Source organism: Phyllobacterium sp. OV277, assembly GCF_900104355.1.
Lineage (GTDB): Bacteria > Pseudomonadota > Alphaproteobacteria > Rhizobiales > Rhizobiaceae > Phyllobacterium.
On the sequence record NZ_FNIY01000001.1, the window covers coordinates 312538 to 326061 of the forward strand.

10 protein-coding genes and 1 tRNA gene are annotated in these 13524 nt (G+C 53.4%); 7 read left to right on the forward strand and 4 right to left on the reverse strand.

What is annotated here, in order from left to right; all coding sequences use genetic code 11:
• The first annotated feature begins 630 nt into the window (after positions 1 to 630).
• A tRNA-Leu gene (locus BLU05_RS01665) sits at positions 631 to 715 on the forward strand.
• 56 nt (positions 716 to 771) lie between these two features.
• Here the strand turns inward: BLU05_RS01665 and wrbA are convergent.
• The gene (gene wrbA, locus BLU05_RS01670; RefSeq protein ID WP_091877346.1) at positions 772 to 1371 is read right to left on the reverse strand and encodes an NAD(P)H:quinone oxidoreductase type IV; all 600 of its coding nucleotides are present in this window, start codon (positions 1369 to 1371) and stop codon (positions 772 to 774) included.
• A 175-nt stretch (positions 1372 to 1546) separates the two neighbouring features.
• Between wrbA and BLU05_RS01675 the strand changes: the two genes are divergently transcribed.
• The 3 genes from BLU05_RS01675 to gpt all read left to right on the forward strand — a co-directional run bounded on the left by BLU05_RS01675 (position 1547) and on the right by gpt (position 3945).
• A complete protein-coding gene (locus BLU05_RS01675) occupies positions 1547 to 2296 on the forward strand; it encodes a competence/damage-inducible protein A (RefSeq protein WP_091877348.1) in 750 nt (249 codons plus the stop codon).
• 126 nt (positions 2297 to 2422) lie between these two features.
• The gene (locus tag BLU05_RS01680) at positions 2423 to 3265 is read left to right on the forward strand and encodes a universal stress protein (protein ID WP_175540500.1); all 843 of its coding nucleotides are present in this window, start codon (positions 2423 to 2425) and stop codon (positions 3263 to 3265) included.
• Between the two features lie 182 nt (positions 3266 to 3447).
• Positions 3448 to 3945 carry a xanthine phosphoribosyltransferase gene (gene gpt, locus BLU05_RS01685; protein WP_091877352.1) on the forward strand — a complete coding sequence of 166 codons (498 nt, stop codon included), beginning with the start codon at positions 3448 to 3450 and terminating at the stop codon, positions 3943 to 3945.
• Here the strand turns inward: gpt and BLU05_RS01690 are convergent.
• Complete coding sequence (locus BLU05_RS01690) at positions 3942 to 4985, reverse strand: magnesium and cobalt transport protein CorA (RefSeq protein ID WP_091877354.1); 1044 nt, start codon at positions 4983 to 4985, stop codon at positions 3942 to 3944. The two genes, gpt and BLU05_RS01690, sit on opposite strands and share 4 nt — an antisense overlap.
• 288 nt (positions 4986 to 5273) lie before the next feature.
• On the opposite strand from BLU05_RS01690, the gene BLU05_RS01695 reads away from it, so the two are divergent.
• The 3 genes from BLU05_RS01695 (at position 5274) to BLU05_RS01705 (ending at position 10723) form a co-directional block, all read left to right on the forward strand.
• Positions 5274 to 5726: an NUDIX hydrolase gene (locus BLU05_RS01695; protein ID WP_175540501.1), complete on the forward strand. Its 453-nt coding sequence runs from the start codon at positions 5274 to 5276 to the stop codon at positions 5724 to 5726.
• A 19-nt stretch (positions 5727 to 5745) separates the two neighbouring features.
• Positions 5746 to 6345: a tetratricopeptide repeat protein gene (locus tag BLU05_RS01700; RefSeq protein ID WP_091877358.1), complete on the forward strand. Its 600-nt coding sequence runs from the start codon at positions 5746 to 5748 to the stop codon at positions 6343 to 6345.
• Between the two features lie 595 nt (positions 6346 to 6940).
• On the forward strand, positions 6941 to 10723 hold the full coding sequence (locus BLU05_RS01705; RefSeq protein WP_091877360.1) for a vitamin B12-dependent ribonucleotide reductase: 3783 nt from the start codon (positions 6941 to 6943) through the stop codon (positions 10721 to 10723).
• A 274-nt stretch (positions 10724 to 10997) separates the two neighbouring features.
• On the opposite strand, the gene BLU05_RS01710 is transcribed toward BLU05_RS01705, so the two are convergent.
• Positions 10998 to 11501 carry a YcxB family protein gene (locus BLU05_RS01710; RefSeq protein ID WP_175540502.1) on the reverse strand — a complete coding sequence of 168 codons (504 nt, stop codon included), beginning with the start codon at positions 11499 to 11501 and terminating at the stop codon, positions 10998 to 11000.
• Between the two features lie 123 nt (positions 11502 to 11624).
• Positions 11625 to 13496 (reverse strand): DNA helicase RecQ, encoded by a 1872-nt coding sequence (gene recQ / locus BLU05_RS01715; protein ID WP_091877364.1) that lies wholly within the window; start codon positions 13494 to 13496, stop codon positions 11625 to 11627.
• Between the last annotated feature and the right edge of the window lie 28 nt (positions 13497 to 13524).

Sequence of the window (13524 nt, forward strand, 5' to 3'; positions counted from 1 at the left end):
GATCAGCCCCAAACAAGGATATTTCAAAAGGGGACAGCGGCGTCCCTTTTCAAGCCAACGCAAGTGACTAATGTCCATAACTGTAGTTGCAATGTTCAGGGAGAAAGATTGAGCATAACGTCTACGATCATTGCGGTCGAAAGCCTGTGGGTGGCGAAACGACAGAGCGCTGAGTTTAAAGTGCGCTTAATAAGCATGATTGCGGATGGCATCTGAACAGCAAATCTCACAAGAATATTCAAGCCTCACCAAAACAAGAATAATTCCTGGGGTGGGGTGAAGGGGCGGGATCGGTCAGTATCCCGCCCTTTCCTTTTGCGCTTTACTCTAAAGAACATAGCGCTGAAAATTAATCCAAGATTTCAACTAAATTTTTGAGCACATCATCCGTCTCTATAGTGCCGGTTGCTTCCGGCTTCGGAGCTTGGTCATAGAACCATGGGCGTGGGAACGTGGCCAAGCTCCGATTTTCAACCTTCGCATGTATCATGTGATCAGGATGCCCGACTGAATATAGCTCCAAAGACCTGCCCCGCAGCGCAAAACGCTCAAACACACCACGCAAAAAGCCGCTTTCACAGCAAATAGCCAGTTGACGGAATCGTCCGAACCGTTGAAAAGCATAAGCGCGCGGACGTGGCGAAACTGGTAGACGCAAGGGACTTAAAATCCCTCGGCCTAGGTCATGCGGGTTCGACCCCCGCCGTCCGCACCAGATATGCAAAAACCCGGCAAGTGATTGCCGGGTTTTGCTTTTCTCAACGAAATGACTCAGCCATGCAGCTTGATGGTGATCTCTGCAACGCGCTTGCCCTGAAATTTTGCGCCTTCCAGTTCCTGCGCCGAAGGCTGGCGCGAACCATCACCGTCTGCCGTCGTGGTCATCCCGTATGGTGCGCCACCGCGTACGACATCATTGCCCATCTGCGCCTGATAGGCATAGGAGAGCGGCACGATGATCATGCCATGATGCTGCATCTGCCACTGGGTGGAAACCAGCGCCAGTTCCTGTCCGCCATGCTGGGTGGCTGAAGAAGCCATCACCGAGCCAACCTTGTTGATCAATGCGCCCTTGGCCCACAGACCGCCGGTCTGGTCAAAAAAGTTCTTCATCTGCGCTGACATCGAGCCGAAACGCGAGGATACGCCGACGATAATGGCATCATAGGTTTCAAGCTCGTCCACCGTGGCAATTTCAGCCTTCTGATCGAGTTTGTAGTGATAAGATTGAGCCACTTCCAGCGGAACGAGTTCCGGAACGCGCCTGACTGTGACTTCAGCGCCGGCTTCGCGCGCGCCTTCTGCAGCGGCATAAGCCATCTGCTCCATATGTCCCCAACTCGAATAATAAAGCACCAATAGCTTGGCCATGATTGTCTCCATCGTTGAAACCGGTTCGACGGACAAATGCCGCCATGGCTTTTTAACGTAAGCATTTCGCTGTTCATTAAAACAAACATTGTCACGACAAACTGTTCACCATTTGAAATGGCTTGCGGCGGCTGTTTGTGCCCATTACGTTCGCGGCGGCGATAGGAGAATCCAGATGACGAATGATGTTGTAAGCGCTGCCATGCTCGCCATTGGCGACGAATTGCTCTCAGGTCGAACCAAGGACAAGAATATTGGCCATCTCGCCGATATTCTGACGGCAGTTGGCATTGATCTGAAAGAAGTGCGGATTGTTCCCGATGAGGAAGACCGCATCGTCGACGCGCTGAATGCGCTGCGCCCCAACTATGATTACGTCTTCACATCAGGCGGTATCGGCCCGACCCATGATGACATCACGGCTGACGCCATCTCAAAGGCTTTTGGTGTGCCGTGCGAGCACGATGCCAAGGCCATGAAGCTGATGGGCGACGCTTATACGGCACGCGGCATGGAATTCACCGAAAGCCGCCAGCGCATGGCGCGCATGCCGCGCGGTTCTATTCATATCGACAATCCTGTCTCGACGGCTCCGGGTTTCAACATTGGGAATGTCTATGTAATGGCCGGTGTTCCCTCGATTTTTCAGGCGATGCTCGACAACGTGATTCCAACACTGAAGGTCGGCAAACAACTGCTTTCCCGCTCGGTCAATTGCCCCTTTGGCGAGGGCACGATTGCCATACCCTTGCGCGATATTCAGGCCGCCTTCCCGGAAACGATCATCGGCTCCTATCCAAAATACGAGAATAACAAATTCTCCACGGAACTCGTCATTCGGGCGCGCGATGAGGAAAAACTTGCCGCCGCAGAACAGGCCGTGAAAGCCATGGTCGAAAACCTTTCAGCAACAAAGCAAATTTGAGGAACCCGCAGCCATTTGCAAACGTTTTACTTCGCACCTGCGATAAAATCACATGCGCGGGACTTGTGTTCCGGGCGTATAATGATCTGAATAGGAAGATCGACGTATCAACCGATGGAGGCCAACATGGCATTTCGCACGATCATCGCTTTTATCCGCAGCGAACGCGAGGCAGGAAGAGTTATGGGCGCGGCGAAGCTGATAGCGTCATCAAGCGAGCGAACACACATTATCGGCCTCTATACGATCCCCTCTCCCATCGTTTACGCAGATCCAACCGGTTTTGCCGATACGACACTGTTTGAGGCACATGAACAACGTCACAAGGAAAACTCCGAGGCCATTGCAGCGCTGTTCAACAAGGAAATGGGCAAAGGCAAGATTTCCCACGAGTTTCGTATTGTCCGTTCCGAAAGCAGCAGCCCATCCGCAGGTGTGACACAGAGTGCGCTTCGCGCTGACATTATTATCGCGGGCCAACCGGACCCGGATGATCCCGATAGCGTCAATGATGTGACCGATCCGCTGGTGATGGAGAGTGGACGTCCCGTTCTGTTCGTTCCTTATAAGACGGAGCTACCGGCGAAGATCAATCGTGTCCTTGTGGCTTTCAATGGTAAACGCGAGGCATCACGCGCTGCATTCGATTCCCTGCCCTTCCTGATCAAAGCTGAACGAACAGATGTTGTCTGGATCGATCCCAAAAAGACCACCGATCCCAATATGGATATTCCGGGAACACCGCTTTCCGATGCGCTGCGCCGTCACGGTGTGAACGTCAATCCCTTCACGATTGAATCCAATGGTGAGGCGGCCGACAAGATTCTCCGCCGCAAGATTGCTGATGATAAAGTCGATCTGGTCGTTATGGGTGCCTACAGCCAATCGCGTCTCAAGGAATGGGTTTTTGGAGGGGTGACAAGCTCTTTCATATCCGACATGCCCTGTCTGACACTGATGTCGCGCTGATCAATTCGGGCCACAGAGCCGCAAATCACACCTTTCTGTGCTTCAGGGGATAGCAGGCTGCGCAAGCGGCTTGCCATGAACAGGCTTTTCCAGCTATTGCGAAACGCATTCTCTCGCGGATTGGAGTTTCTCTATGAAACTTTGGCCTTCGCTTGTTTCGTGATTACTTGATGGAGTGCGCCATGTCTCTTCCCGATAAAGCTTTTCCGGTTTCCTGGGACCAGTTCCATCGGGACGCCCGTGCCCTCGCCTGGCGTGTTGCAGGCATGCAGCGCGAATGGCGCGCCATGGTTGCCATCACGCGTGGCGGCCTTGTTCCCGCAGCCATCATCTGCCGCGAACTGGGCATCCGCATGATCGAGACCGTTTGTATCGCCTCCTACCATGACTATGAGGAACAGGGCGAACTCAAGGTTCTCAAGGATGTTGATCCGCGCCTTCTGGAAAACGGCGGCGAAGGCATTCTTGTTATCGATGATCTGACCGATACGGGCAAGACAGCCGCCGTGGTACGCGCCATGATGCCAAAGGCACATTTTGCCACTGTCTATGCCAAGCCAAAGGGTCGCCCGTTGATTGATACCTTCGTGACCGAAGTTTCACAGGATACGTGGATTTATTTCCCCTGGGATATGGGCCTGACCTATCAGGAACCCATCACCAAGGGTCACCGGGGCTAAAGCCAGCCGTTCTTGCGAAACCGCCAGTAAAGTATGACGCATAGCACCAGAATAAACCCCATGACTTCATAATAGCCCATGGGGTCGTCAAGCTCGGGCATGTAATGGAAGTTCATGCCATAAATGCCAGCAATTGCCGTGGGCACCGCCAATATGGCCGCCCACGATGCCAGCCGCTTGGCAATGGCGGTTTCCTGGCTCTGCCCAACCAGCAGACTTGCTTCGAAAGCAAAGGCGAGCACTTCACGCAAGCCATCGATCTTTTCCTGAACCGTGCGTACATGATCGGTGACATCACGAAAAAGCGGCTGCATTCCGGTCTGGATTTGCGGCAGATCGGTGTTACTGAGGCGCCCGCACACATCCACCAGCGGTCCGATGGCATTGCGCAACCGCAGAAGATCGCGGCGCAGCATATAAAGCCGCTCGATATCGGCATTGGTCATCGGCTTGGTAAGAACCCTGTCCTCGATCGATTCCACCTCGTCGTGAATGGCTTCGAGCACCGGCATATAATTATCAACGATGAAATCGAGAATGGCATAGAGAATAAAGTCCTCACCCTTTGACAGCGCATAGGGCGAAGTCTCCCAGTGTTTGCGCACCGCCGTATAGGAGGTTGAAGCACCATGGCGGACACTGACAATATAACCTTTGCCAAGAAAGACGTGAGTTTCGCCGAATGCCACGCGGCCCTCAATCAGTTGGGCTGTCCGGGCCACAACAAAGATCGCATCGCCATATTGCTCCAGTTTTGGACGTTGATGCGCGTGTTCTGCATCCTCGATGGCAAGACTGTGCAGGTTGAACTGTTTCTGGACCCTGTGCAGGAGTTCACCATCAGGCTCCAGAAGCCCGATCCAGACGACGTGTCCCTCCTTGCGCGCCCAATCCCCAGCATCATCGATAGCGATATCGGCAATCCGCTGACCATTGGCATAGACGCACGAGGCGACAACGCTTGCGCCTTCATCATGAAGCTTGGCAGCATCAGAAAACGACGAAGCCCCATCATCCTCAGCAGTCCGTGAAAATACCATTGCACCTCCCCAGCATGTCGTTGAGAGACAGATTACGCCCACTGGCCGTCCCTTGCCAATCTTATCCTTTGGCCCGGCGAGTTCCCCGCTATTTCGTGCCCTTTTCAACACTGGCCATTCGCTGTGATTTTTTTGCACTGCTGTTCAAAAAATCGACACAAGTCGCATATAAGCTAGGAACAGTACTCATTGAGTGATTGCTGTTTCGAAGAATCGGTTCACAATCACTGAAACAAAACGCAAAATATGGACGGAGCATTGAACTTTAATTACGCCAACGAGATTGTGATGGAAAAACGGATTGAAATGCCCGACGGCAGAATCCGCCAGGTCGCTGCGCTCGTTTACCGGGTCAAAAAACACCAGACAGAGATTCTTCTGATCACCAGTCGTGGCACTGGACGATGGGTGCTGCCTAAGGGTTGGCCGCAGGTTGGTAAAACCTTTGCTCATTCCGCACGCACCGAAGCCTATGAAGAAGCCGGTGCGCGCGGTGACATTGCGCCCTTCTCCATTGGCGCCTACCGCTACGAAAAACACGATATGTCCGAGGGCGAGTGCGGCGACTTTATCGTCGACGTTTTCCCCATGCATTATTCCCACCAGGAGAAGAACTGGCCGGAACGCGGTGAACGCCGCCTCGAATGGGTAAGTGTTGAAGAATGTGTCAGCCGGGTTGAAGAACCGGAACTAAAGACCCTTATTGCGAGTTTTGATCCGGCGCTCATCACCCAGCGCTGATTTATTCAGGACACGCGATATGCTCCGCTTCGGTCTTTCACTCGTTCTCATCACGATGATCTCCAGCCCCGTACTGGCCCTCGACAACGCCAAGCTGGAGAAAACTGAAAAATCCTGCATTGAAGAATCGGCATCTTCATCCCCGGAAGAGCGAATCAGCAACTGTACGAACTGGGTCGACAACGCACCGGATCATCTGCGCGCCAAGGCCTATTATGACAGAGGCAATGCCTATCTCGATGCCCAGAAACTCGATCTGGCAGTTGCCGATTATTCCCAAGCCATCAGCCTGAAGCCAGACTTCAAGGACGCCTATTACAGCCGCGGCTATGCCAGACATGATCTGGGCGACTATGACCACGCTATTGAGGACTATGATGCTGCGCTCAAGCTGGTGCCTGATGATGTCGACAGCCTGTATGGCAAAGCCTATGCCTATCAAAAGAAAGGCGATCTTGATGCGGCGATTGCCGGTTACACGGCAGTCATTCGACTGAAGCCGGATTACCCGACTGCTTATTACAACAGAGCTATCGCCTATAACGCCAAGGGCGATACGGAAAATGCAACGCGCGATGCGCTTGAATATGAGCGCCAGAAGGCCAAGAACCCACAATAGGTAGTGCGGGCGCTTTTTTTAATCAGCTGTTGTCCATTCTCAGTCGGCTTTGAAAAAACAGCGAAAGTTCTCCCCGTTATCCACATATGTGACACACAAGATGTTGCGGTCACAATTATGTAAAAAACTAATTCTTGACGATGACCCCCGAGTCACTTTTTATAGGACAGTCGTTGCGTTTGTGGCGTGACCGGGGAGTAATGTGACCGGTCTTTTTCCCAGTTTATGCAGTGTTTTTCGCAGCTTGCGTCCTATGGCGCATGCCAATGATGACCTGTGTTTGCAATATGGGAAATATCATCGTGCACAGGGAAATATTTGTTGGGTAAATGGTATTTTAACACTATATTTAGTGTTTACAGATACTCTTAACACCAGATAATGTGACACTCTCAGTTGGGGCGAGTCACAAAACAGGCGTCAAATAATGGGCCGCCGGGCCTGAAACGGAAGCGGGAAACCGCTACGATGACGGGCCACGGCGACAGAACCGGATTCAGCAGCTGAATCCGGATAGCGGGATTGTGTTTCTGGTGCGCTGAACTCTTCACATAGCGCCTGATGAACACTATATATAGAGACAAGGACGAAACAGATGCGGATCGAACGGCGTTTTACCAAAGAGAATCAATCAGCCTATGCGGAGATCGATTTCCGCGTAGCGACGAGCGAGATCAAAAATCCTGACGGCTCTGTTGTATTCCGTCTGGAGAACATTGATGTGCCGGCCCAGTTCAGTCAGGTCGCGGCCGACATTCTCGCGCAGAAATATTTCCGTAAGGCGGGCGTACCGGCCAAGCTGAAGAAGGTTGAGGAAAACTCCATCCCTTCATGGCTGTGGCGTTCGGTTGCCGACGAAGAGGCCTTGGCAGCGCTGCCAGTTGACGAGCGTTATGGCTCGGAAATGGATGCGCGCCAGGTTTTTGATCGTCTTGCCGGCACCTGGACCTATTGGGGCTGGAAGGGCAAATATTTCGATTCGGAAAAAGACGCCCTCGCCTTCCGCGACGAGCTTGCCTATATGCTCGCCACCCAGCGTGTTGCGCCCAATTCGCCGCAATGGTTCAACACCGGCCTGCATTGGGCTTACGGTATCGATGGTCCCGGTCAGGGCCACTACTATGTTGACCCTGATACCGGCAAGCTGACGAAATCCAAATCATCCTACGAACACCCGCAGCCGCATGCCTGCTTCATCCAGTCCGTCGCTGACGATCTGGTCAATGAAGGCGGCATCATGGACCTTTGGGTGCGTGAAGCCCGTCTGTTCAAATACGGCTCCGGCACTGGCTCCAACTTCTCGTTCCTGCGCGGCGAAGGCGAAAAGCTTTCCGGCGGCGGACGCTCCTCCGGTCTGATGTCCTTCCTGAAAATCGGTGATCGCGCTGCCGGTGCCATCAAATCAGGCGGCACCACGCGCCGCGCGGCCAAGATGGTGGTTGTTGATGTCGACCATCCGGATATCGAAGAATATATCGACTGGAAGGTGAAGGAAGAGCAGAAGGTTGCCGCTCTCGTTACCGGTTCCAAGATCGTCAAGCAGCATCTGGCTGCCATCATGAAGGCATGCGTCAACTGCGAAGCCGACAATGGCGATTGCTATGAGCCCGCCAGGAACCCGGCGCTGAAGCGCGAGATCAAGGCTGCCAAGAAGAACCAGGTTCCGGAAAACTACATTTACCGCGTTATCCAGTTCGCCAAGCAGGGCTACACGGATATCGATTTCAAGACCTACGACACGGACTGGGATTCAGAAGCCTATCTCACAGTAGCCGGTCAGAACTCCAACAACTCAGTCTCGCTTAAGGATGAATTCCTGCGCGCTGTGGAAAATGATGGCGACTGGAGCCTGACCGCCCGCAAGGACGGCAAGGTCATGAAGACTCTGAAAGCCCGCGACCTCTGGGAAAAGATCGGCTATGCCGCGTGGGCGTCGGCTGATCCGGGCCTCCACTTCAACACCACGATGAACGACTGGCACACCTGCCCCGCCGCAGGCCCGATCCGCGCGTCCAATCCGTGCTCGGAATATATGTTCCTTGACGATACGGCCTGTAACCTCGCATCGATTAACCTGCTGACCTACCGTGGCAAGGACGGCAAGTTCGACATCACCGGTTATGAACACACGGCCCGCCTGTGGACCATTGTTCTCGAAATCTCCGTGATGATGGCGCAGTTCCCTTCCAAGGAAATTGCCAAACTCTCCTACGAATACCGCACGCTCGGTCTCGGCTATGCCAATATTGGCGGTTTGCTGATGACATCGGGCATTCCCTATGACAGCGCGGAAGGCCGCGCCATTGGCGGCGCCCTCACCGCTGTTATGACCGGCATCTCCTATGCAACCTCGGCTGAAATGGCCAAGGAGCTGGGTGCCTTCTCCGGTTATGCCCCGAATGCTGCCAATATGCTGCGCGTCATCCGCAACCATCGCCGTGCTGCCCATGGCGAAACACAGGGTTATGAAGGCCTCGCCGTTAACCCGGTTGCACTGATTGCTTCCGACTGCCCGGATCAGGACCTGATCACCCATGCCCGCACAGCTTGGGACAAGGCTCTGGAACTCGGCGAAAAGCACGGCTACCGCAATGCGCAGGCCACCGTTATCGCGCCAACGGGCACGATCGGCCTCGTTATGGACTGCGATACCACGGGCATCGAGCCTGATTTTGCGCTGGTCAAGTTCAAGAAGCTTGCCGGTGGCGGTTACTTCAAGATCATCAATCGCGCTGTACCGGAAGCCCTGCGCACACTCGGCTATTCGGAAAGCCAGATCGCCGAAATCGAGGCTTATGCCGTCGGTCACGGCAATCTCAATCAGGCTCCCGCAATCAACCCCGGCTCGTTGAAAGCAAAGGGCTTTACCGATGAGATTATCGCAACGCTCAACACGGCGCTGAAGTCGGCCTTCGACATCAAGTTTGCGGTTAACAAGTGGACCGTTGGCGAAGACTTCGCCAAGAACGTCCTTGGCTTCACCAATGAACAGCTCAATGATTTCTCCTTCGAAATGCTGCCGGCTCTCGGCTTCTCCAAGAAGGAAATCGAAGCTGCCAACATCCACATTTGCGGTGCGATGACGCTGGAAGGTGCGCCTTTCCTGAAAGAAGAGCATTATCCGGTGTTCGATTGCGCCAACCCTTGTGGCAAGATCGGCAAGCGTTATCTCTCGGTTGACAGCCACATCCGCATGATGGCCGCTGCGCAGCCCTTCATTTCAGGCGCGATCTCCAAGACAATCAACATGGCCAATGAAGCAACGGTTGATGACTGCAAGTCGGCCTACATGCTGTCATGGAAGCTGGCACTGAAGGCCAACGCACTTTACCGCGATGGTTCAAAACTGTCGCAGCCGCTGAACTCCTCGCTGCTATCAGATGCGGACGATGATGAGGATGATGCAATCGAGGCGCTGATCGAAGCCCCGGCTGCCGCCCGTGCCGTTCAGGTCACTGAAAAGATCGTCGAGCGCATCGTGGAAAAATACATTCACGACCGCGAGAAATTGCCGAACCGCCGCAAGGGTTACACCCAGAAGGCAGTTGTCGGTGGCCACAAGGTCTATCTGCGCACCGGCGAATTTGATGATGGCCGTCTCGGCGAAATCTTCATTGATATGCACAAGGAAGGCGCTGCTTTCCGTGCAATGATGAACAACTTTGCCATCGCCATCTCGCTTGGCCTGCAATATGGCGTGCCGCTGGAAGAATATGTGGAGGCGTTCACCTTCACCAAGTTCGAACCGGCAGGCATGGTTCAGGGCAATGACGCGATCAAGAACGCCACGTCAATCCTCGACTATGTGTTCCGCGAACTCGCGGTCTCCTATCTCGACCGCCATGATCTCGCCCATGTGGATCAGTCCGACTTCTCCAATACCTCGCTAGGCCGTGGTATTTCCGAGGGCAAGACCGAGCCGGTTTCCAAGGGTCTCACCCGCGGCGCTATCCTCAAAATGGTCAGCCCCGGCGCTCCGGATCCCAAGGGATTTGGAGCATCAGCCGCCCCTAAAGCCATGGCCTCCAATGTAACCGCTCTTGCAACCCGCTCTTCCGTGGCAGTTGCAACCAAGCCTGTTATTGCCCAGGCACAGGAAGAAGCCTCCGGCTTCAAGCGCGAATATGAGGAACGCGCCAAGGATCATGCCGAGGAAGACGCCCACGCGGCCTCTGCCCTCTTCGATGATCTGAACGCTGAATCCGCTGCGGAAGAAGCCAAAGCTGAAGCCAAGAAGGTCATGTCCGACCGCCGCATCAAATCAATGATGCAGGGCTACACCGGCGACAGCTGCTCCGAATGCTCAAACTTCACCATGGTGCGCAACGGCACCTGCCTGAAATGCGACACATGCGGAAGCACGAGCGGTTGCAGCTAAGACGGTCTCCCTTGTTGGTGCGGCGGACAAACGCATAAGTTTGGCCACATATAGCCAAAGATTACCTCATAAACTGGGTCTCCCCACTTCGGGGAGACCCAAGATCAACAAAGAATTTTGCATTTTGGTCCGACGTGGCATGCAGAGAATGCAAAAATCGCCTGATGCTTCAGCCAGTCCCCGATATGATCTGTCGGGACATTAACGCAAAAGTGCCATCCAACTGAAAAAGCTATTGGAAGCCATCGCCGGAGGCAACAGCATCTGCATGCGCTCACCGCCGCGGCACTGAATGAAGTTTGCTCGTTATAATCGTCAGCATTTCGGGTGTTAAAGCGCGCAGGGGCATGTATCGCATCAACCGATCATTCTGGTAGATGATTAAGGTTTGACTGTTCTGGCTCCAGCCGACGAAATCGGTCCACGACACAAAAAGGTCCTGTGTCTGGGTTACAGCCCGCAAACCATTTTCGGTAATATTCACCCGCCATTCCTGTTTCAGATTTTTCTGCTTGGCAATACTGCGTCTGGCCAGCAATGGCATGGCGAAATAGAGCCCAACATAATAAATCAGCACCCACACAAAAATTGCGGCTCCAGGCACGAGTGTCAAATGGCCGTATGTGCCAGTCCAGATAATATCACCAAGGGTGATTAGAGCAATGACGGCGGCAATCAAGAACCAGGTTGATAGCTTGGTGGCAGACCAAAAAACATAGGATCGATAGGTCGCCGTGACATCGGCGGACGTGACATGAAATGTGGTGGTGGCAAGCACCTTGCCAAATTGGGGTTCTGAGGTCATGCGAGGCAGAATAGCCTGCGTTATGACATCTGGCTACGCAGCAATCCCCCACGTCCCGATGAATGCCCAGGAAGCGAGCAAACATGCATTAGCAATCTATTGGTGAGAAAGCGAAGTCTTGATCACGCCTAAGAAACGTTCGCCATATTTTTCGAGCTTGCTCTTCCCGATTCCGGAAATTTTGGCCATGTCATCAAGCGATATTGGTTGATCCGAAGCCATTTTCAGCAGCGTGCTATCGTGAAATACCACGTAAGGAGGTACTTTTGATTGCTTGGCGATATCGTACCGCTCTCTTTTTAATGCCTCGAATATCAACCGGCTGATATCATCAAGACCCGCAGTCGCTGCCGAACCTGTCACGCGTCGGGCGCTCTTGTCCTTCGAAAGGTCTTTGCGGAAGTAAACGGTCCGCTCCTTCCGGAAAACCGTCCTTGCCTCATCCTCAAGCTTCAGCGCGCCAAAAGCCTCGTTATCCACTTTGATGAAACCGGAAACCAGCAATTGTCGAAGAACGGAATGCCAGGCACGCGATGAGAGGGTTTTCCCTTGACCAAAAACAGGAATGTCATCGTGCCCCTGTTTGCGTGTCTTTTCTGTGCTTTTTCCCATCAGAACATCGACAACATGACCAGCGCCAAATTGCTGTCCTGTCCTGTAGATAGCAGCAAGAGCTTTGATTGCATCTTCAGTGCCGTCCCACGTGGTGACAGGTTTCCAGCACGTATCGCAATTCCCGCATTTTTCAGCGTGGGTTTCGCCAAAATGATCCAGAATGAGTTGCCTGCGGCACTCAACAGTTTCACATATGGCGAGCAAACCGTTGAGCTTTATGCGCTCCATACGCTTGATATCATCACCCGCATCGCTTTCATCGATCATTCTCCGGCGCTGTGTTACGTCGGACATGCCATAGATCATCCATGCGGATGCGGGATTACCGTCTCGGCCGGCTCTTCCTGTTTCCTGATAGTAAGCCTCTATCGAGGAGGGTAGATCCATGTGCGCAACGTAGCGAACGTCAGGTTTATCGATCCCCATACCGAAGGCAACAGTGGCCACCAAGCAGACAGATTCCTCTTTGAGAAACAGATCCTGATGATTATCACGCATCTCGCGGCTCATTCCCGCGTGATATCCATAGGCATTGATGCCCTTGCTGTTCAGATAGATGGTTGTCTCATCGACTTTACGCCGCGACAGGCAATAGACAATTCCGCTCTCCCCCTTAAACTTTGATACGAAATCCAACAGCTGTTGATTGGCGCTGTCACGCTCCTCAATCGCATAACTTATATTGGGACGGTCAAAGCTGGTGATGAATATCTTTGCCTTTTCCATCGCCAATCGTTTGATGATGTCCTGCCGGGTATGTTCGTCTGCGGTCGCTGTCAGGGCGATACGCGGAACACCCGGAAAAAGCGAGGCGAGCTTTCCCAGCGCGAGATATTCCGGCCGGAAATCATGCCCCCACTGTGAAACACAGTGGCACTCATCAATGGCAAAAAGCGCGACCTCGACATCCTGCATCAATCGCTGAAAGCCCTCAGTCGCAACGCGCTCCGGCGTCACATAAAGGACTTTCAATTCGCCTCGACGCAGCATTTGCCCGATCGACTGGATTTCCTGGGGTGACATGGATGAATTGATGGAAGCAGCCTTAACACCCGCCAGTTTCAACGCTTCAACCTGATCGCGCATCAGGGCAATCAACGGGCAAATGACAACGCCAACACCCTGCCTGCATAGCGCCGGTATCTGGTAGCAGAAGGACTTTCCTTCGCCGGTTGGAAAGAGCACCAGTGCATCGCCGCCCGAAACCACGTGGGAGATAACCAGTTCCTGTTTCCCGCGGAATGAATCATACCCAAACACCGACTTCAACATAACAAGCGGATTGGGTTGGTCTCTGGCGGAATTTTCAAACAAGCCGTTGACGGAAGATAGTGCTACCGTGGAATTTACCATTGTCTATCCGGTTGGATTGGATGATTTG